Here is a 20,445-nt window from a genome sequence, read left to right as displayed (position 1 = left end):
GCCTCAGTGCCCCCAGTAGAAGGCCGGCTCCGGCAGGCGTCCGGCCACGATGTCCGGCGACAGCGTCATCAGCGCCCGGAAATAGGCTTCGAGGTCGTCCCGCGCCTCGGCCGTCGAGGCGACCTTCAGGCGGAAGCGCGGCAGCGACGCCTCGACGATCGGCGCCGGCAGCTTCAGGGGGCCGGCGATCAGTGCCGCCGCCTCCCCGGGGTTGGCGGCCACCCAGCCGGCCGCCTCGACGCAAGCCGCATGCAGCGCTGCAACGACGTCGGGATGGGCGTCGAGGAAACGCTCGGTCACCGCGAGGCCGGCCTGCGGCACGCCGGCCGGGCGGCCGGTGCGGGCGGCATAGAGTTCGGTGACGTCGAGGGCGCGGGTGACGGCGACGCCGGCCTCTCTCGCCTTGATCTCGGCGGCGCTGGCCGCCGGCTCCGGCAGCACGGCGGCATCGGCCTTGCCGGCCAGGATCAGCGGCACCGCCTCGGCCGAGGTGCCGACATAGGAGAGCTTGAGATCCTTGTCCGGATCGAGCCCGGCCGCCTTCAGCACGAAGCGGGTGAGAAGGTCCGGCGCGTCATTCTTCGATCCGACCAGCAGTGTCCTGCCCCGGAGGTCGTCGATGCCGCCGATGCTCACCCCCGGCCCGGCGAAGACGTAGAGCAGGCCCCAGGTCAGCACGTTGACGAGGCGAACGCCGGCGCCGCGGTTGCAGAGGTTGGCGGCGGCATAGCTCGGCGCGGCGAACAGCTCGATGTCGCCGGAGACGACGCCGGCCCGCATCTGGTCGGCAGTACGCCAGACGTCGAAGCGCGCCTCGCCGGCCAACGGCGCCAGCGCCCCCGACGCCACCGCCCGCGCCAGCACCACCGACGGCGACGCCGGCATGCCCCAGACGGTCAGCCGGTCGAGCCCGGCCGCCCAAGCCGCCGGAACGGGCAGCGCGGCAAGACCGGCGGCGGCGAGACATTCGAGAAAGCGGCGGCGGCTCACGCCCGCGGTCATGGAGGAAACTGTCATGGCGGAACCTGCAATCGGGCGGAGACGGGCCACCCGGGAAAGGATCGGGCCGACACTAGACCAATTCGCGGCGCGGGGAAACGCCGGCCGCGCCGACAGGTCACGAGCGGAAAACGGCCTCCGAACCAAGTTCTTGCGAAGATCTACGGATAGGAATTCACCTCTATACGCACTAACGCGTAACGTGAAAGCTGAGAATGGGAAGCATCTAAATCGAAAAAGGGAGAAAGCAACTACGGTTCCACCCGCCGTTTGACTTTCGTCATTGTCGAATAGCTGCCCCTACATTATGGCATGGCTGATACGGACACATTTCCCCGGCAGTCGCTCGCCTGTGACAGACGTGTAGGGGAACGCCCAACCAAATGGGGGTGGCAGCATGGCACAGGTTGTTTATGGCGTGTGGGACGGCGTCGTCCACGATTACCGCCAGGGAAAGGCCGCGGAGGGCGCCACGCCTCCCGACCTCAAGGATTTCGAGGTATTCGACGACAACAACCCGATTCGCGCCTTCGTCGCCGATCGCGGCTTCTTCGTCTTCGACGAGAAGGTCAACCTTCTCGACACCTTCTGGCAGTATCTGAGCAAGGCGGCCGACGAGTCCTGCGGCAAGTGCACCCCCTGCCGCATGGGCACCGTGCTGGTGCGCGATGCGCTCGGCGCCATGCGCCGCGGCCTTGACGGCGACCTCGACCTCGATGGCATCGCCGCCATGTCCGAGCAGATGCGCGCCACCTCGCTCTGCGGCCTCGGCCAGTCCTGCGGCACCGCCCTCGTCAAGGCCATCGAAGCCTTCCGCGACGAGTTCGAGGCCGAGCTGGCCAGGAAGCAGCCGGCCCGCGCCCAGCACGCCATGAGCTACATGACGGCGCCTTGCATCGAGGCCTGTCCCTCCAAGGTCAACGTGCCGCGCTACATCGATTATATCCGCGACGGCAAGCCCGAGCATTCGCTGGGCGTCATCCTGCAGAAGTACCCGATGGCCGCCACCTGCAGCCGCGTCTGCGTCCGCTTCTGCGAGGCGGCCTGCCGCCGCAAGATGGTCGACGAGGCGGTCGGCATCAAGATCCTCAAGCGCTACGTCGCCGAGTACCAGACCGGCCCGCACCCGCTGGTGTTCTCCAAGGACATGATCGCCCACGTGCTGCCGGAAGACCAGCGCGTCGCCGTGATCGGCGCCGGCCCGGCCGGCGTCTCCTGCGCCTACCACCTCCTGATGCGCGGCTATCATGTCGACATCTTCGAGGCCCAGGGCGAGGCCGGCGGCATGGCCGCCATCGGCATCCCGTCCTACCGCCTGCCGAAGGACGTTCTCCTCAACGAGATGAACGCCATCACCAATCTCGGCGGCCGCTTCTTCTTCAACCAGCGCCTCGGCACGGATTTCAGCGTCGATGACCTGATGAAGCGCGGCTACAAGTCGGTGTTCCTGGCCCTCGGCTGCCAGGAAGGCACCAAGATGGGCTGCGACAACGAGGATACCAGCCTCGTCGGCTATGAGTCCGGCATCGGCTTCCTCCTGAAGGTCCACGACCACGTCGCCGGCATCAAGCCGCATCCGATCGACGGCGAAGTGGTGGTGGTCGGCGGCGGCAACGTCGCCATGGACTGCGTCCGCTCGGCCGTCCGCATGGGCGCCAAGAAGGTGCATCTCGTCTATCGCCGCACCGAGGCCGACATGCCGGCCGACCGCGAGGAAGTGGTCGCCGCCCATGACGAGGGCATCGAGTTCCACGTGCTGACCAACCCGGTGTCCATCGTCTCCGAGGATGGCAAGGTGGTCGGCGTCAAGCTGACGAAGATGGAGCAGACCGAGGTCGACGCCAAGGGCCGCCGCAACGTGCGGCCGATCCCCGGCAGCGAATACGTCATGCCCTGCTCGGTGGTGATCGCCGCCATCGGCCAGCAGGTCGACACCGGCTCGGTCAAGCCCGAGGACGGCGTCGAGATGAGCAAGTGGAACTGGGTGGTGGCCGACAAGGAATCGCTCGCCACCTCGCGGCCGGGCGTGTTCGCCGGCGGCGACTGCTACCTCGGCCCGTCGACGCTGATCGCCGCCATGGCCAACGGCCTCAAGGCCGCCCGCAACATCGACGACTACCTGCGCCTCGGCTCGACGCGCTTCTTCCCGCGCTCGCGCATCCGCCAGATCCTGGAGAAGAACAAGCTGTTCTCCAACGACTGCATCGAGGTGCCGGTCAAGAACGAATACCGCGTCCACCATCCGGAGCTGTCGCCGGAAGTGCGCAAGACCATGTTCGGGGAAGTCGAGCAGATCATCAGCTCGGAGGACGCCTACAAGGAGTCCATGCGCTGCATGCGCTGCTACCGCATCTATTCCGTGATCACCGAACACTCCATCCCCGAAGGAGCGGCGTGAGACCATGTGCAACGTCGAAACCCTGATCCCCGTCGGCACCGAGGCCACGGTCGGCTTCAAGATCAACGGCAAGGCCGTCACGGCCTATCCGAACGAGACGATCCTCGCCGCCGCCCGCCGGCATGACTTCTACATCCCGACGCTGTGCGAGCTGGCCGACATCGACCACACGCCCGGCACCTGCCGCGTCTGCCTGGTCGAGATCCAGATGCCCGGCCAGGCCAGCACCCACATGGTGACGGCCTGCAACACGCCGGTGAAGGATGGCCTCGCCGTCGAGACGCGCACCAAGAAGGTGCGCGACATGCAGAAGCTGCAAGTCGAACTGCTGATGGCCGACCATCTGCAGGACTGCGCCACCTGCATCCGCCACGGCGCCTGCGAGTTGCAGGACGTCGCCCAGTTCGTCGGCCTCAAGGAGAACCGCTTCTTCACGCCGGCCCGCGTCGCCACCCGCGAGGTCGACCGCTCGTCGCCGGCCATGGTCCGCGACATGACCAAGTGCATCCGCTGCCAGCGCTGCGTCACGGTCTGCCGCAACTACCAGGAAGTCGACGCGCTGGTGGTCACCGGCACCGGCCTCGACACGGCGATCGGCCTCCGCCACGGCAAGAACCAGAAGGACTCGACCTGCGTCACCTGCGGCCAGTGCGTGCTGGTCTGCCCGACCGGCGCTCTCGCCGAAAAGGACGAGACCGATCGCGTCCTCGACTACATCTACGACCCGGAGATCACCACCGTCCTCCAGTTCGCGCCGGCCATCCGCGTCGGCTTCGGCGAGGAGTTCGGCATGGCGCCGGGCACCAACGTCGAGGGCCAGATCATCGCCGCCTCGCGCAAGCTCGGCGTCGACATCGTGCTCGACACCAACTTCGGCGCCGACGTGGTGATCATGGAGGAAGGCACCGAGCTGCTGCATCGCCTCGGCGAGCGCAAGCGCCCGACCATCACCTCCTGCTGCCCGGCCTGGATCAACTTCGCCGAGGTCCATTATCCCGAGCTGCTGCCGCTCCTGTCGTCCACCCGCTCGCCGCAGGCGGTCGTCGGCGCCATCGCCAAGAGCTACCTGCCGGTCAAGATGGGGCTCGACCCCAAGAAGATCCGCGTCATCTCGATCATGCCCTGCACGGCCAAGAAGGACGAGATCGTCCGGCCGCAGCTCGGCGAGGACGACATGCCGAACGTCGACGTCGTGCTGACGACGCGCGAGTTCGCCCGTCTCCTGAAGCGCGAGGGCCTCGACCTCAGAACCATCGAGCCGTCGACCTTCGACAACCCCTACATGAGCGAGTATTCCGGCGCCGGCGTCATCTTCGGCACCACCGGCGGCGTCATGGAGGCGGCGCTCCGCACCGTCTACAAGGTGGTCAACGGCAAGGAGCTGGACAAGATCGAGCTGACGCAGCTGCGCGGCTTCGAGGGCGTGCGCTCGGCCACCGTCGACCTCGGCGGCAACATCGGCGAGGTGAAGATCGCCATGGCCCACGGCCTCGGCGAGACGCGGGCGCTGATGGAGGCGATCAAGGCCGGCGAGGCCGACTTCGACTTCATCGAGATCATGGCCTGCCCCGGCGGTTGCGTCGACGGCGGCGGCACGCTGCGCTCCAAGAAGCAGTACCTGCCCTATGCCCTGAAGCGCCGCGAGACGATGTTCGGCATCGACCGCGCCGCCAAGGTGCGCCAGTCGCACAACAACGAGCAGGTCAAGGCCCTCTACCGCGACTTCCTGGGTTCGCCCAACTCGGAGAAGGCGCACCACCTCCTGCACACCTTCTACACCGACCGCAAGGCCGAGCTGGAGCTGACGGTGAAGGAGATCTGGGGCGAGATCAAGATGAGCACCATGGTCTACTGAGACCTGGCGCTTTCGAGACTTTGACAGCCGGGCGGCGGGGCAACCCGCCGCCCGGTTTTTATGTGCGAAGCCAAAGAAAAACCCTCCGATTCGCGCGAATCGGAGGGCCTGTTCTGTTGAAGCTCGAGAAATCAGCCGGCGTTCAGCGCCACCACCCGATTGACCGCCGACACCACGGCGGAGAGCGAGGCGGTGACGATGTTGGTGTTGATGCCGACGCCGTGCAGTTTGCCGCCGGGGTGCTTCAGCTCGACATAGGCGATGGCCGAGGCGTCCGAACCCTGCTGCAACGAGTGCTCGGAATAGTCGGCCACCGACACGGCAATGCCGAGATAGACCGACAGCGCATGCACGAAGCCGTCGATCGGACCGTTGCCGCGACCCTCGATGGTGCGGGCGACGCCATTGTCGACGATCTCGGCGACGCAGATGCGCCGGCCCTTCACCTCGGTGTCGGGATAGGTGTGGTGGTCGACGAACTTGAGGCGCCCCTCCGGCTGGTCGACGTAGAGCTGCATGAAGCGCTCGTAGATGCGCTGCGACGACAGCTCGCGGCCCTCGCGGTCGGTGATCGCCTGGATGTCCTCGCGGAATTCCACCTGCAGGGCGCGCGGCAGGTTGATGCCGTGGTCCTCCTGCATCAGGTAGGCGATGCCGCCCTTGCCCGACTGCGAGTTGATGCGGATGATCGCCTCGTAGGAGCGGCCGACGTCCTGCGGGTCGATCGGCAGGTAGGGCACTTCCCAGACGCCACTGTTCGACGACTTCATCGCCTTGAGGCCCTTGTTGATGGCGTCCTGGTGCGAGCCGGAGAAGGCGGTGTAGACGAGTTCGCCGACATAAGGATGCCGCTCGGGTACCTTCATCTGGTTGGAATACTCGAACACGTCGCGGATGCGCTCGATGTTGGAGCAGTCGAGGCCGGGATCGACGCCCTGCGTGAACATGTTGAGCGCCATGGTCACCACGTCGACGTTGCCGGTGCGCTCGCCGTTGCCGAACAGCGTGCCCTCGACGCGGTCGGCGCCCGCCATCAGCGCCAGCTCGGCGGCGGCGATGCCGGTGCCGCGGTCGTTGTGCGGGTGCAGCGAGATCAGCACCGAGTCGCGCCGGTCGACATTGCGGCTCATCCACTCGATCTGATCGGCGTAGACGTTGGGCGTCGCCATCTCGACGGTGGACGGCAGGTTGAGGATCAGCTTGTTGTCGGGCGTCGGATCGATCACCTCGATCACCGCGTTGCAGATCTCCAGCGCCACTTCCAGCTCGGTGCCGGTGAAGCTCTCCGGCGAATACTCGAAGCGGAAGCCGCCGCCTTCCTTGGCCGCCATGTCGGCGATCAGCTTGGCGCCGTCGACGGCGATCTGCTTGATGCCGGCCACGTCCTTGCCGAACACCACGCGCCGCTGCAAGGCGCTGGTGGAATTGTAGAAATGGACGATCGGCCGCCTGGCGCCGCGCAGCGCCTCGAAGGTGCGGACGATCAGCTCCGGCCGGCACTGCACCAGCACCTGCAACGAGACGTCGTCGGGCGCCCCGCCCTCCTCGACGCACCAGCGGGCGAAGTCGAAGTCGGTCTGCGAGGCCGACGGGAAGCCGATCTCGATTTCCTTGAAGCCCATCTCCAGCAAGAGGTGGAACATGTGGGCCTTGCGGTCGTGGCCCATGGGATCGACCAGCGCCTGATTGCCGTCGCGCAGGTCGACCGAGCACCAGATCGGCGCCTTGTCGATCACCTTGCCGGGCCAGGTGCGGTCGCTGAGGTCGATGGGGGTGACAGGTCGGTATTTGGCAGCGGCGTTGGGCATGCCCGCCCGGTCGCGGAAGGTCGTCTCGGTCATGATGCTGTGGCTCGTCTCTGGCTGGCGCTCCCGGCCGGCCGCGTCATCGGGACGTCGGCGAGCAGCGTGAAGCGCGTTTTGTCAAGCGTAAGGGGGAGTACGAGAGAGCTCATGGCCAGCGGCGGGCTATCGGCCGCCGGGCGCTCCCTCACTGGACCCGGCAACCGCTGATAAGGCCGAGACGAAGCAGCGAGCCGAGCATCCGAGCGCGATCCCCGCGGGCGGTGCCCTCGGCGGAGATGAAGCGCGTGATGTCGGTCTTCGTGGTCATATCAAGGGCTATACCCGCAGAAATGCGAACTGACAAGGGCTCAGATGCCGCGCCAGCGCGTCAGCGCGGCGCCGGGATCGACAGCGAGCCAGGACAGCACCCGCGCCGCCATCTCCCGGACCATGTCGTCGATGGTCTCCGGCCGGGCATAGAACGGCGGCACCGGCGGCGCCACGATGGCACCCATGCGGGTGAGCATCAGCATGGCGTTGAGATGCGCCTCGGTGAGCGGCGCCTCGCGCGGCAGCAGCACCAGCCGCCGCCGCTCCTTCAGCATGACGTCGCCGGCCCGCGTCAGCAGGTTGTCGCCGAAGCCATGCGCCAGGGCGGCCAGCGTCCGCATCGAGCAGGGCGCCACCGCCATGGCGTCGGCGCCGAATGAGCCGGAGGCGATCGACGCGCCGAGATTGCCGATGTCGTGCGCCACCGACGCCATTCCCCGCAGCTCGGCAAGGCCGTCCGGACCCAGCTCGTGGTGAACCGTCCGCTCGCCGCCGGTGGTGACGACGAGATGCGTCTCGACGCCGGCGGCGCCGAGCTGCCGCAGCACTTCGCGGCCGAGCACAGCGCCCGAGGCGCCGCTGATGCCGACGACGATCTTCATCATGGCCCCTCCCCGAACAGTTCGGCCCAGCGGGCATCGACCGTCTGCACCACTCCCGCGTCCATCTTCATCACCCGACCCCACTCGCGCGTCGTCTCGGCGCCGATCTTGTTGGTGGCGTCGATGCCGATCTTGCCGCCGAGCCCTTCCAGCGGCGAGGCGAAATCGAGATGGTCGATCGGCGTGCGATTGAGCACCAGCGTGTCGCGGGCCGGATCGGCGCGCGTCGCCACTGCCCACATCACGTCGGACCACGAGCGGACGTCGATATCGTCGTCGACGACGATCACCATCTTGGTCATGGTGAACTGCGGCAAGAGCGACCAGAAGCCCATCATTACCCGCCGCGCCTGCCCGGCGACGCGCTTGTCGATGGCGATCACCGCCACACGGTAGGAGCAGGTCTCCGGCGGCAGCCAGAGGTCGCGGATCTCCGGGATCGCCTCGATCAGCAGCGGCTTGAACACCTCGGCCAGCGCCTCGCCCATCACCGCCGGCTCGTCCGGCGCCCGGCCGGTGAAGGTGGTGAGATAGGGCGCCCCCTCGCGTGCCCGGATCGCCGTCAGGCGGAACACCGGGTGCATCTCGGGCGGGTTGTAGTAGCCGGTATGGTCGCCGAACGGCCCCTCGGGCGCCATGTCGCCGGCGGTGATCGTCCCTTCCAGCACGATCTCGGCCGACGCCGGCACGTGCAGGGGAATGGTGCGGCAGGGCGTCATGGCGAGGCGACTGCCGGCGATCAGGCCGGACAGCGCCAGCTCCGTCACCCCCTCCGGCGCCGGCATGACGGCGGCGAGCAGCGTCGCCGGGTCGGCGCCGATCACCACGGCCACCGGCATGGTCTCGCCGGCCCGCAGCCATTGCCGGTGATGCTGGGCGCCGCCGCGCATCGGCAGCCAGCGCATGATGGCGCTCGTCCGGTCGAGCACCTGCATCCGGTAGACGCCGACGTTGTAGGCGTTGAGGTCGTCGGCGCCGGGCGGCCGGGTGATCACCAGCGGCCAGGTGATCAGTGGCCCGGCGTCATCAGGCCAGCAGGTCTGGATCGGCAGCGCCGAGAGATCGACGGGAAGGTCGCCCCAGCGGCCGCGATCGTTGACTGTTTTCGGCCGGGCGTTGAGCGCCGCCCGCGCCACCGGCCAGAGGCCGCCGGCCTCCTTCAGCGAGCGCGGCGGCTTGGGCGAGCGCAGGAAGGCCATCATGCGGCCGAGCCGGGCGAGGCCGTCCACGTCGGTGCCGAGGCCGGCGGCGACACGCTGGCGCGTGCCGAACAGGTTGGCGATCACCGGCATCGCCGAGGGCTGGCCCGATACGGTGGGCGCGGCAAAGCGCAGCACCGGCCCGCCGGCCGCGATCACCCGCCGGTGGATCTCCGTCGCTTCGAGGCGCATGTCGACCGGCGCCGTCACGGTGCGGACGTCGCCTTGCGCTTCGAGATGGGCGACAAAGCTTCCGAGATCGGCAAAGCGCGGCAGGCTGCGACTGAACATGTCGATCTTTCCGACCTCTTGCTGGCGGGACGCGGGTTTTGCCGTTGCCGGAGACATAGCACCCTTTCTTGGCACGGACAGCCTGCTAGACTTAAAAGCGGTGAGTCTTTGCGATAAGACAAAAACCTGAGCGGCGGACCACCCTAAACTCCCCGCCTTTCGAGATGGATGATGCCATGGCCGATCATTTCCGGGGCGAGTTGCCCAAAGCCCTCCGAATTCTGGCGGCGCCGGCCGGCCTTCTGCCGCTCGGACCGGCGCTGACGCTGGCCGTCCGCCGATTCGCCCGCCGCAAGCCCGCCGTCTTCGAGCGGCTCGGCACCTATGGCCAATGCTCCTTCCTGATCGAACCGTCCGACCTCGACATCAGCTTCCTGATGGTGCCGGACGGCGTCCGCGCCGAGGTGAAGTGCCTGCGCCGCCGGGCCAGCCAGCCGGCCGACGTCACGGTGCGCGGGCCGCTGCTCGTCCTCCTCGGCCTCATCGACGGCACCTTCGACGGCGACGCCCTGTTCTTCAACCGCGCCATATCCGTGTCCGGCCGCACCGACGCGCTGGTGGCGCTCCGCAACGCCATCGAGGACGCCGAGCTGACGCCGGCCGACTTCGTCGGCGTCACCGGCACCCTCGGCCGTCTGGTCGATCGCTCGGTGTTCGGTGGCCTCGGCCTTGCCCGCCGCTTCACCGGATCGCCGGTTGCCGGAGAGCCGTCATGAGCATCGAGCTGGTCTGCCCGGCCGGCACGCCGGCGGCATTGCGCGCCGCCGTCGAGGCCGGCGCCCACGCGGTCTACTGCGGCTTCCGCGACGAGACCAACGCCCGCAACTTCCCCGGCCTCAACTTCTCACCCGACGAGATGGTCGAGGGCGTCCGCTTCGCCCACGCCCACGGCGCCAAGGTGCTGGTGGCGATCAACACCTTCGCAACGGCCGGCGCCATGGACGCCTGGAAGGCGGCGCTGGCCAACGCCGAGAAGGCCGGCGCCGACGCGGTGATCCTCGCCGACCTCGCCGTGCTCGACCACGCCGCGACGCATCACCCGAACCTGCGGCTGCACCTCTCCGTGCAGGCGGCGGCGGCCACTCCCGAGGCGATCGCCTTCTACGCCGACACCTTCGGCGTCAAGCGCATCGTCATGCCGCGCGTGCTCTCCGTCGAGGAGATCGCCAAGCTCAACGCGGCGATCAATGTGGAGACCGAAGCCTTCGTGTTCGGCGGCCTCTGCCCGATGACCGAGGGCCGCTGCTCGCTGTCCTCCTACGCCACCGGCAAGTCGCCCAACCTCACCGGCGTCTGCTCGCCGCCCGAGCACGTCGCCTATTCCGAAGACAGGGACGGCACCGCCACCCGCCTCGCCGGCTTCACCATCGACCGCTTCGGCGCCGGCGAGCCGGCCGGCTATCCGACGCTCTGCAAGGGCCGCTTCGCGGCCGGCGGCAAGACCGGCTACCTGTTCGAGGACCCGGTCAGCCTCAACGCCGCCAGCCTGATCGCCGCGCTGGTGAAGGCCGGCGTCACGGCGCTGAAGATCGAGGGCCGCCAGCGCGGCAAGGGCTACGTCGCCGAGGTGGTCAGGACCTTCCGCGCCGCCGTCGAGGCGATCGACGCCGGCGGCACCGAGGTTGAGGTCGGCCGTCTGCTGGCCGGCCTCGTCGAGGGCGGCCGCCAGACGTCGGGCGCCTACAAGAAGACCTGGCGCTGAGGACGGAGACCATGATGACCAAAACCGGCCTTTCCCTCGGCCCCGTCCTGTTCAACTGGTCGGCCGACCGCCTCAGGGACTTCTATGCCCGCATCGCCGACGAGGCCGACGTCGACCGCGTCCACCTCGGCGAGGTGGTATGCGGCAAGCGCCAGCCTTTCACCGACCGGCTGTGGCCGGAACTGATCGACCGCCTGACCGCCGCCGGCAAGGAGGTGGTGCTGTCGACGCTCGCCCTGCCCTACAATCCGCGCGAGCGGGCCAGCGTGCGCGACTTCTGCGAGGTCGGCCTCGTCGCCGAGATCAACGATCTCACCGCCCTGCCGGCCGTCGCCGGCAAGCCGTTCCTGGTCGGCCCCTTCGTCAACGTCTACAATGAGGGCGCCGCCCGCTTCCTGGCCGGTCGCGGCGCCACCGGCATCTGCCTGCCCGTCGAGCTGCCGGCCGCCTCGGTGACAGTGATCGCCGCCGCGCTGCCGGAGGTGGAATTCGAGCAGTTCGCCTTCGGCCGCCTGCCGCTGGCGCTGTCCGGCCGCTGCTATCACGCCCGCCTCGCCGGCCTGCATAAGGACGGCTGCCAGTTCGTCTGCGACAAGGACCCCGACGGCCTCGCCGTCGACACCCTCGACGGCCAGCGCTTCCTGGCCATCAACGGCATCCAGACGCTGTCGCACGGCTTCGAGGCCTTCTGCCCGGCGCCGGATGAACTTGCAAGGCTCGGCGTCCGCCGCCTGCGCCTCTCCCCGCACACCTGCGACATGGTGGCCGTCAGCCGCCTCTACCGCGCCCTGCTCGACGGCAAGGCCGACCGGGCCGAGACGCTGGCCGGCCTCAGGGCGCTGAACCTGCCCGGCGAGCTGGTCGACGGCTTCTCGCGCGGCGAGCCGGGGAGCGCCCGCGTGGAAATGGCATGACCGCCCCCGACCCGTTCCGCGTCGCCTTCGTGCTGGCGGCGCTGACGGCGCTGAGGGCGATCGGCCCGGAGATCGCTCCGGGGATCGGTGACGTCGCCAGCCATCCGGACGAGTTGATCTTCGGCTTTTTCACGTTGCAGCTGTTCGGCTTCCTGACCGTGGCGATGCCGCGCTGGATCGGCCGGCCGATCGCCCCGCCGTGGCTGCTGTGGGGCGTGCTCGCCGCCCACGCCGCCGCCTTCCTCTGGGGCTCGGTCGATCTCCACACCGGCGGCGTGCTGCGGGCGCTGACCGGCCTTTCCGGCGTCGTGCTGCTGCTCGCCGCCGTCCCGCCCGGCAAGACCGCCGAGACGCTGCCGATCCTCGGCCTCGCCGCGCTGCACACCCTTCTCGGCGTCGCCGCCTTCCTCTACGGCTGGCCCGGCGCCACCATGGCCGGCCTCGCCGTCATCGTGCTGATCTGCATCGAGGTGTCGAACCGCATCGGCATCGCCGTGCTGGCGGTGGCGCGCGAGCGGGCCGGCTACCCGAAGCTCAAGCCGGTGCCGGCCTGGATCGCCCTGCCGCAGCGCGCCTTCACCATCCTGGCGCTCGCCCTCTGGGGCCTCGGCTGGAACGCCGGCTGGCCGGCGCTCGCCGCTTTTCTGTTCGGTACCGCCTGGTTCGTCCACATCGAGCCCTGGCGCATCAAGCCTTATGCCGGCTGCGTCATCATGGCGGTTGGCCTCCTCTGGAAGCGGCTCGCCATGCTGCTGCTGGCCGTCATGGACCTCGGCCTCGCCGACGTCTCGCCCTTCGCCGTCATCCACGCCTTCGCGGTCGGCGGCATCGCGACGCTGGCCATCGCCATCGCCACCTCCATCGTCCGCAAGAAGGACAAGCGGTCGCTGATGCCGTCGCTCCTCGCCGATATCATCTATCTGGCGATCACCGCCGCCGCGGTCGCCCGCGTCGGCGCCGCCGTCGAACCCGGCCTGCATGACGAGCTGATCATCGCCGGTCGCTGGAGCTGGGCCATCGCCTTTGTCGGCTATATCCTGTTCACGCTGCGCGGCGTGGTCCGGCAGCCCTCCCCCTCCATGCAAATACGGCAACCCAGCCCTGAAAATCGAGCGGCTGGAAGTACATAGCCCAACTTGAAAAGACAGGCCGCTTGGGACTATTCTCTGACAAACAGACGCATGATTTCTCGTACGCGCCGCAGGCGGAGGTTTCGGCTTGCCGCCCGGCGCCTGGAAGGCCGATGCAGACCGAGAATCCGCTGATCGCGCTGGTCGAACGCCTGTTGGGGAACGGCCACGGCCGCCTCTTCGCCCAGCGGTCGATGCGCGACGGCCAGATCCTCTACGGCGGCGAATCCACCGACGGCGACCTGATGATCGTCCGCTCCGGCCGGCTGCGCTGCTTCACCTCCTTCGAGGGCAAGGAGCTGACGCTCTACATGCTCGAAGCCGGCGACGCCCTCTATCTGCACGGCGGCGCCATGCTGGAGGTGCGCAACGCCGCCGACATCGTCACCGTCTCGCCGGCCGCCTTCCGCCAACTGGCGCTGATCGAGCCGGAGCTGGCGCTCGCCGTGCTGCCAGCGCTCGACCGCCTGACGCGCAAGTCGGTGCGGATGATCGAGGACATCGCCTTCCACGGCGTCAAGCACCGGCTGATCCGCGTGCTCTGCGACACCGCCGATCGGCTCGGCCGGCCGGCCGAGGGGGGCATCGTCATCGACCACCTGCCCAACGCCGAGGACTTCGCCATGCAGATCGGCGCCACGCGGCAGTCGGTCTCCACCGTCATCGCCGAGCTGGTGCGCTCGGGCATCCTCTACCGCTTCGGCGGCGGCTCGATGGTCATCTCCGATCTCGGCCGCCTGCGCCGCGAGCTTGCCGGCGTCCGCTGACGTCCCCCTTCCTGGAGTTCCGCCCATGTGCAGCGCCTGCGGCTGCGGCGACAAGGTCGCCACCACCACCATCCCCGTCGTCGAGAACCTCCTGTCGGAGAACGATCGCCTCGCCGCCCACGTCCGCGAGCATCTCGACGCCCACGGCGTCCTGTCGATCAACCTGATGTCGTCGCCCGGCTCGGGCAAGACGCAGCTCCTTGAGGCGACCATCGCCGCGCTGCCGAAGGGCATCCGCGTCGCCGTCGTCGAGGGCGACCTCGAGACCGAGAACGACGCCGACCGCATCCGCCGCCACGGCGTGCCGGCGGTGCAGATCACCACCGGCGTCACCTGCCATCTCGATGCGGTGATGATCCACGACGCGCTGCACGTCCTGGACCTCGACGCCGTCGACGTGCTGTTCGTCGAGAACGTCGGCAACCTCGTCTGCCCGGCCGACTTCGACGTCGGCCAGCATCACGACGTGGTGCTGTTGTCGGTGACCGAGGGCGACGACAAGCCGGACAAGTATCCGGTGATCTTCCGCAAGGCCGACCTGGTGCTGATCACCAAGACCGACCTGTTGCCGGCCATCGAGGAATTCTCGACGGAACGCGCCCGCGCCGCCATTGGCCGCGTCCACGGCCCCGGCCCGGTGCTGGAGGTGTCGGCCAAGAAGGGCGCCGGCCTCGACGCCTGGACCGGCTGGATCGTCGACCGCCTCGCCGAACGCCGCGCCGCCCGCCAGCCCTGAGCGCTGAGAGACCGTCTTGAAATTCGCTCCAGGGAGTCGGCTGGCCCGGCTTTTGAGAACCGGAGCGCAGCGGACATTGAAGTCCGTGAGCATCGGAAGCGCAAAAGGTCAGGTCAGACGGCCGTCGGAGTGGAATTTCAAGACGGTCTCTCAGCCGCGCGTCGCCTCGAAGCTCTCGATGTGCAACTCGCGGCCGGTCAGCACCTCGGCGTCGGAGCCGCCGCAGCCCGAACAGACGAAGCGGTAGTTGGCCACCTCGAACACGGTGCCGCAGTCGCGGCACCTGGCCGTCACGCCCACCTCGTCGATGTCGAGCCGCGCTCCCTCGGCGAAGGTGCCCTCGGCGAACATCTCGAAGGCCAGCCGGATCTGCCGGCTGTCGATGCCGCGCAGCCGGCCGATCTTCAGCCGCACCGACACCACCCGGACGGCGCCGTTCTTCTTCGCCTGCTCGCCGAGGATGCGCATCAGGCCCTCGACCACCGCCGTCTCGTGCATCGGTCCTTCCTTTCAGGTCTTGCCCGATCCTCTACCGCATTCGCCGCCGCCGTGGAAATACTTGTCGGTGAAATGCCGGATTTTTTCGCCCCTTGCTGCAAATCGCTCGCAACTAACCGGAATCCCTTGGTTTTTGCATGGCGGGAATGCGCAAAGCTGCATCGGACATACTACTTAGAAAATCGCTCGAAACGGCCACCTAAATCCATTAGTCCGGCCACCGCCGGCACCGCCATCAATCGGACACAATCCGGCCAATTTGCTGATTTCATTGCTATTATTGCATTTCTAATAACTTGAATGTAAATATCACTTTTACTTCCTTCCCCAAAGCATTGGCGTCGTGCGAATGCGTATATGTCGGCTAGCCGACATACCCTAGTGGATGCGGTGATTAACGTCGTCCATGACAGCCCAAGCATGTCTGCGGAAGGATCTCCTCTCATGCTCTCCCTCACTCAGATCGACCCGACGGCCCTGGCCTGGATGGGCGCGATCTTCCTGTTCTTCGGCGAAGTCGCCGCCCTCATGAGCCTGCCGAGCCTCACGCGCGTCGTCATCTGGTCGACGATCGCCGAGATCGGCTACATCCTGATCGGCATCGGCCTCGGCGGTGAGGCGGGCCTCACCGGCGCCTACATGCACTTCGGCTACCAGCTCGTCATGCGCGGCCTCGTCGTCGCCGCCGGCTGGTACATCATCCGCCGCACCGGCTCGTCGAGGCTCGACGATCTCGCCGGCTCCGGCCAGCGCATGCCGGTCGCCGCCACGCTGTTCGGCTTCGGCATGTTCTCGGTGATGGGCCTGTCGCCGTTCAAGGGATCCTTCTCCAAGTTCCTGGTGCTCTATGCCGCCATCGAGCAGGGCCACTGGGCCATCGCGCTGGTCGGCACCGCCGCCTCGATCGTCGCCGCCTACTACTATCTGGTGGTGATCCAGCGCGTCTGCCTGGAGCATCCGGCCCGCCGCGTCGAACTCAAGGACGCCCCTAGCCTCGCCCTGCCGATCGCCTGGGCGCTGGCCGCGCTGACGGCGCTGATCTCGGTGTTCCCGCTGCCCTTCCAGCACGCGGCCGAGGCGCTGGCCGGCGCCGCCGGCGGCGTGCCCGAATTCGAGTCGCCCTGGGCGCTGCTGGTCCTCGTTCCCTATCTCGGCGCCTTCGCGATCTACGGCCTCGGCCACATCTCGACCCGCGCCCGCGACATCGGCGCCGTGATCCTTGCCGTCGCGACGCTGGCCCTGGTGGTGTTCGACGGCAACCTCGATCCGGCCTCGCGCGTCTTCGCGCTGGTATTCGCCGGCATCACCGCGGTGATGGTCGTCTACTCGATCGGCTACATGGCCCGCGCCGAGTGGACCAACCGCTACTACTTCTTCGCCTTCCTGATGATCGGCTCGCTGCTCGGCCTGACCACCGCGCACGAGATGGGCAACTTCTACGTCTACTGGGAGCTGATGACCTGGACCTCCTACTTCCTGGTCATCCACGAGCAGACCCAGAAGTCGCTGCGCGCCGGCCTCATCTACTTCATGATGTGCGCCTCCGGCGCCTATCTGATGCACTTCGGCATCCTGCTCACCCACGCCGAGATCGGCTCCTTCGAGTTCGCGACGCTGGCCGAGAAAGTCGGCACCATTTCGCCGCTGGCCGGTCTGGTCATCGCGCTCTGCTTCTTCGCCGGTTTCGCGGTGAAGGCGGGCGTCTGGCCGCTGCACAGCTGGCTGCCGATCGCCCATCCGGCGGCGCCGTCGTCGATCTCCGGTCCGCTGTCGGGCATCCTGACCAAGGCCGGCGTGTTCGGCATGGTCAAGGTGCTGTTCATCGTCATCGGCGTGCCGGCGCTCTCCACCTTCACCGGCTGGGGGCTCAGCCTCGAGGTGGTGCTGATCGGCCTCGGCCTGATCACCCTTCTCTACGGCGAGATCCGCGCCCTCTTTGAAACCGAAATCAAGCGGATGCTGGCCTTCTCGACGCTCGCCCAGATCGGCGAGATCGTCGCGGTGCTCGGCATCGGCACGGCGCTGGCCACCGACGCCAGCCTGCTGCACGTCATGAACCACGCCGTGATGAAGACGCTGCTGTTCTTCGCCGCCGGCGCCTTCATCATGCAGACCGGCCGGCGCAACATCGCCGACCTCGCCGGTGTCGGCCGCGTCATGCCGTTCACCGCCGGCTGCTACGCCCTCGCCACCGTGGCGATCATGGGCCTGCCGCCCTTCTCCGGCTTCGTCTCGAAGTTCCTGATGGTCTACGCGGCGGCCGATGCCGGCCACTACGAAGTGGCCATCGGCCTCTTGGTCGGCGGCATCATCGCCGTCGTCTATTATCTCCGCGTCGTCGGCATGCTGTTCTTCCGTCCCTGGAAGGGCGAGGCCGGCGTCAAGGAAGCCCCGGTCACCATGCTGGTGGCCGTCGGCGTGCTGGCCGCCGCCATCCTGTTCGGCGGCGTCCTGCCGTCGTTCCAGCTCGATCTCGTCGGTGCCGTCGGCGCCGAGGTGGCCGCCCGCAGCGGTCTTGCCGCGGCGGTGCTGCCCAGCCTCGTCATGCACTGGACGCTGCCCGCCGTCATCGCCTTCCTCGGCGCTGCGGCGGTGTGGCTGGTCGGCCGCAAGTCGGTCGCCCAGGCCGGCTATCTTGCCGTCGCCGTGCTAGTCGCCGCCTTCCTGGCGGTGATCTTCACCGCGCCGGCCTACGATACGCTGTCCTTCTGGTTCGCGGTGCTGATCGCCGGCGTCGGCGCGCTCAACATGCTGCACGCCACCGCCTATCTCGCCCACAACCATGCCCAGCCGCGCTTCTATGCCGCCTTCGCGGTGATGATCGCCGGTCTCCTGGGCATGACGGCGGCCAGGGACATCTTCACCTTCTTCGGCTTCTGGGAGCTGATGTCGAGCTGGGCCCTCTGGGTTGCCATCATCCACGAGGAAAACGACGAGGCACGGCGGGAAGGCTTCAAGTACTTCTTCTTCAACACCGTCGGCGCCTCCTTCATGTTCCTCGGCGTCACCGTGCTCGCCGCCCATGCCGGCACCTTCGACCTGGTCGGCATCGGCCGAGAGGCGCTGACCATGCCGCTCGGCACGCTGGCGCTCGGCATCGTGCCGGTGTTCATCGGCCTCGTCATGAAGGCCGCCATGCTGCCCGTCCGCATCGACGTGCAGATGCACCCGGCTCTCGCGCCGACGCCGGTGTCCGGCTACATCTCGGCCGTGCTGCTGAAGTCCGGCCCGTGGGGCGTCCTCAAGCTGTTCAGCCTGTTCGGCGGCAGCGCGGTGTTCCTGCGCCTCGGCGGCGAGATCGGCGGCGTTCCGGCGCTGATCGACATCATCGCCGTCATCGCCGGCATCACCGTCGTCTACGCCGGCGCCATGGCGGTGGTTCAGAACGGCATCAAGCTGTTGCTGATCTACTCCACCGTCAGCCAGCTCGGCTACGTGCTGATGGCCATCTGCCTCGGCACCTCGCTCGGCGTCGCCGGCGGCCTGTTCCACTTCGTCAACCACATGTTCCTGAAGGACACGCTGTTCCTCGTCGCCGGCGCCGTCATGGTCAAGAGCCATGCCAGCCAGCTCGACGAACTGGGCGGCCTTGGCCGCAAGATGCCGATCACCTTCGGCTTCTTCCTGTTCGCCGGCCTGTCGCTGGCCGGCGTGCCGCCGCTGAACGGCTTCTCCTCGAAGTGGATGATCTTCTCGGCGGCCTTCGAGAGCGGCCACTGGGCGCTGGGTGCCGGCGCCATGGTGTCGTCGCTGTTCACGCTGGCCGCCATTCTGAAGTTCGCCCACGCCGCCTTCATGGGCGCGCCGACGCAGAGGGCCCTTCAGGCCGAGGAAGCGCCGCTGTCCATGCTGCTGCCGATGGGCGTGCTGGTGGCGGCAAGCGTGCTGCTCGGCTTCTTCCCGGGCCTCGCGCTGGTGCCGATCGCCCAGATGCAGGCCGAACTCGGCTTCACGCCGATCGACGCCTCGCTCTTCGGCCCGCTGCCGGGCGCCGGCGGCTGGAGCCCGCTGGCCCTCAGCCTGATCACGCTGATCGTCGCGGCGCTGTTCATCCCCTGGATGCGCCTCGCCCATCGCGGCATCAAGCGGAGCGAGCTGCACTTCTCCGGCGCCACGCCCAACGACTTCCTGCCGGAAGCCGGCGGCCGCGTCGGCGCCGTCAACCTGTTCGAGTCCCCGACCGCTGCCATCCGCGGCCTCTTGGCGCCCCGCCTGCCGAAGGCCAAGCCGGCCAAGGCCGGCGAGCAGCACTGACGGGAGAGGAGAGAAAATGTCCAACCAGATCGCTATCCTGCTGGCGGTGCTCCTCTTCCCCGGTGGAGTGTTCGCCCTTGCCCTCGGCCTTGCCCTGAAGGGCGTCGACCGCCGCGTCGCCGCCCGGCTGCAAAGCCGCGTCGGGCCGCCGCTGATGCAGCCGTTCTTCGACATCATCAAGCTCGGCTTCAAGCGCACCATGGTGCCGGCCGCCGCCAACGAGACGGTGTTCCTCTACACGCCGCTGGTCGGCGTCGTCTCCATGCTGATCGCCGCCGCCCTGGTGCCGATCACCTCGGTCTATGCGCCGGACGCCGCCATCGGCAACCTCCTGGTGCTGCTCTACCTCCTGATGATCCCCGGCATCGTGCTGATGATCGCCGGCTCGGCCTCCGGCTCGCCCTACGGCGCCATCGGCTTCTCCCGCGAGATGGCGCTGATGATCGCCTACGAGGGTCCGCTGGTGCTGATCGCCGCCGCCGTCGCCATCCGCACCGGCATGGGGATGGGCGGCTGGGCCACCTTCTCGCTCAACGACATCATCGCCTACCAGCAGACGCACGGCGCCTTCCTGTTCGATCCGGTGATGTGGCCGGCCGTCGCCGCCTTCTGCTTCTTCTACCCGGCCAACCTCGGCATCGTGCCCTTCGACATCCCGGAGGCCGAAACGGAAGTGCTGGAAGGCCCGATCATCGAGTATTCCGGCCCCACGCTGGCGCTGTTCAAGGTGATGTCGGCGGTGAAGAAGGTGGTGGTGCTGGGTCTCGGCATCGCCCTGTTCTTCCCCCTCGCTCCCGAGAGCCTGGTCGGCGGCCTCCTGGTCTGGCTGATCAAGATGGCCGTGCTGATGCTGATCGGCATCACCGTGGTGCGCCTCTCCACCGGCCGCATGCGCATCGACCAGGCCTTCGTGTTCTTTCTGAAGTGGCCCCTGCTGCTCGCCGTGGCGAGCCTGGCGGTCGTCGTCGTGGTCTGAGGAGGGCTAG

The 20,445-nt window shown here is 68.0% G+C and carries 16 protein-coding genes; 10 read left to right on the top strand and 6 right to left on the bottom strand.

Features of this window, described 5'->3' with window-relative positions; translation table 11 throughout:
• Positions 1–3: 3 nt before the first annotated feature.
• Complete coding sequence (locus H512_RS0109770; RefSeq protein WP_036790962.1) at positions 4–1,002, bottom strand: ABC transporter substrate-binding protein; 999 nt, start codon at positions 1,000–1,002, stop codon at positions 4–6.
• Positions 1,003–1,396: 394 nt separating this feature from the next.
• Between H512_RS0109770 and H512_RS0109765 the strand changes: the two genes are divergently transcribed.
• Positions 1,397–3,397, top strand: coding sequence for an FAD-dependent oxidoreductase (locus tag H512_RS0109765; protein ID WP_026783302.1), 2,001 nt, complete (start codon positions 1,397–1,399; stop codon positions 3,395–3,397).
• A gap of 4 nt (positions 3,398–3,401) precedes the next feature.
• Positions 3,402–5,252: a [FeFe] hydrogenase, group A gene (locus H512_RS0109760; protein WP_053239729.1), complete on the top strand. Its 1,851-nt coding sequence runs from the start codon at positions 3,402–3,404 to the stop codon at positions 5,250–5,252.
• Between the two features lie 131 nt (positions 5,253–5,383).
• On the opposite strand, the gene leuA is transcribed toward H512_RS0109760, so the two are convergent.
• From leuA to H512_RS0109740, 4 genes are all read right to left on the bottom strand, one after another.
• Positions 5,384–7,093 (bottom strand): 2-isopropylmalate synthase, encoded by a 1,710-nt coding sequence (leuA, locus tag H512_RS0109755; RefSeq protein WP_026783300.1) that lies wholly within the window; start codon positions 7,091–7,093, stop codon positions 5,384–5,386.
• A gap of 148 nt (positions 7,094–7,241) precedes the next feature.
• Positions 7,242–7,364 (bottom strand): hypothetical protein, encoded by a 123-nt coding sequence (locus H512_RS27755; protein WP_281170337.1) that lies wholly within the window; start codon positions 7,362–7,364, stop codon positions 7,242–7,244.
• A gap of 40 nt (positions 7,365–7,404) precedes the next feature.
• Positions 7,405–7,971 carry a UbiX family flavin prenyltransferase gene (locus H512_RS0109745; RefSeq protein ID WP_036790957.1) on the bottom strand — a complete coding sequence of 189 codons (567 nt, stop codon included), beginning with the start codon at positions 7,969–7,971 and terminating at the stop codon, positions 7,405–7,407.
• Positions 7,968–9,458, bottom strand: a complete 1,491-nt coding sequence (locus H512_RS0109740; RefSeq protein ID WP_026783298.1) for a UbiD family decarboxylase — start codon at positions 9,456–9,458, stop codon at positions 7,968–7,970. The genes H512_RS0109745 and H512_RS0109740 overlap by 4 nt, the downstream gene beginning before the upstream one ends.
• A 176-nt stretch (positions 9,459–9,634) precedes the next feature.
• On the opposite strand from H512_RS0109740, the gene ubiT reads away from it, so the two are divergent.
• The 6 genes from ubiT (at position 9,635) to hypB (ending at position 14,707) form a co-directional block, all read left to right on the top strand.
• A complete protein-coding gene (gene ubiT / locus H512_RS23345) occupies positions 9,635–10,174 on the top strand; it encodes a ubiquinone anaerobic biosynthesis accessory factor UbiT (protein WP_053239728.1) in 540 nt (179 codons plus the stop codon).
• Entirely contained in the window at positions 10,171–11,160 is a 990-nt protein-coding gene (gene ubiU / locus H512_RS0109730) for a ubiquinone anaerobic biosynthesis protein UbiU (protein WP_036790954.1), read from the top strand. Before ubiT ends, ubiU begins: the two co-directional genes overlap by 4 nt.
• A 14-nt stretch (positions 11,161–11,174) precedes the next feature.
• Positions 11,175–12,074, top strand: coding sequence for a ubiquinone anaerobic biosynthesis protein UbiV (ubiV, locus tag H512_RS0109725; RefSeq protein WP_026783296.1), 900 nt, complete (start codon positions 11,175–11,177; stop codon positions 12,072–12,074).
• Positions 12,071–13,204 (top strand): NnrS family protein, encoded by a 1,134-nt coding sequence (locus H512_RS0109720; protein ID WP_026783295.1) that lies wholly within the window; start codon positions 12,071–12,073, stop codon positions 13,202–13,204. The genes ubiV and H512_RS0109720 overlap by 4 nt, the downstream gene beginning before the upstream one ends.
• A gap of 113 nt (positions 13,205–13,317) precedes the next feature.
• On the top strand, positions 13,318–13,971 hold the full coding sequence (locus tag H512_RS0109715; RefSeq protein WP_026783294.1) for a Crp/Fnr family transcriptional regulator: 654 nt from the start codon (positions 13,318–13,320) through the stop codon (positions 13,969–13,971).
• Between the two features lie 25 nt (positions 13,972–13,996).
• Positions 13,997–14,707 (top strand): hydrogenase nickel incorporation protein HypB, encoded by a 711-nt coding sequence (gene hypB, locus H512_RS23340; RefSeq protein ID WP_053239727.1) that lies wholly within the window; start codon positions 13,997–13,999, stop codon positions 14,705–14,707.
• Positions 14,708–14,857: 150 nt separating this feature from the next.
• Here the strand turns inward: hypB and hypA are convergent, their stop codons facing one another.
• Positions 14,858–15,205: a hydrogenase maturation nickel metallochaperone HypA gene (gene hypA, locus H512_RS0109705; RefSeq protein WP_026783293.1), complete on the bottom strand. Its 348-nt coding sequence runs from the start codon at positions 15,203–15,205 to the stop codon at positions 14,858–14,860.
• A 444-nt stretch (positions 15,206–15,649) separates the two neighbouring features.
• Between hypA and H512_RS0109700 the strand changes: the two genes are divergently transcribed.
• Positions 15,650–19,459, top strand: coding sequence for a proton-conducting transporter transmembrane domain-containing protein (locus H512_RS0109700; RefSeq protein ID WP_026783292.1), 3,810 nt, complete (start codon positions 15,650–15,652; stop codon positions 19,457–19,459).
• A 16-nt stretch (positions 19,460–19,475) separates the two neighbouring features.
• Positions 19,476–20,435, top strand: coding sequence for a respiratory chain complex I subunit 1 family protein (locus H512_RS0109695; protein ID WP_026783291.1), 960 nt, complete (start codon positions 19,476–19,478; stop codon positions 20,433–20,435).
• Positions 20,436–20,445 lie beyond the last annotated feature (10 nt).

Source organism: Pleomorphomonas koreensis DSM 23070, from assembly GCF_000425185.1.
In the GTDB taxonomy this organism is placed as follows: Bacteria; Pseudomonadota; Alphaproteobacteria; order Rhizobiales; family Pleomorphomonadaceae; genus Pleomorphomonas; species Pleomorphomonas koreensis.
Note: the sequence above shows the minus strand (reverse complement) of the source record. Positions and strands in the feature narration are given on the sequence as shown.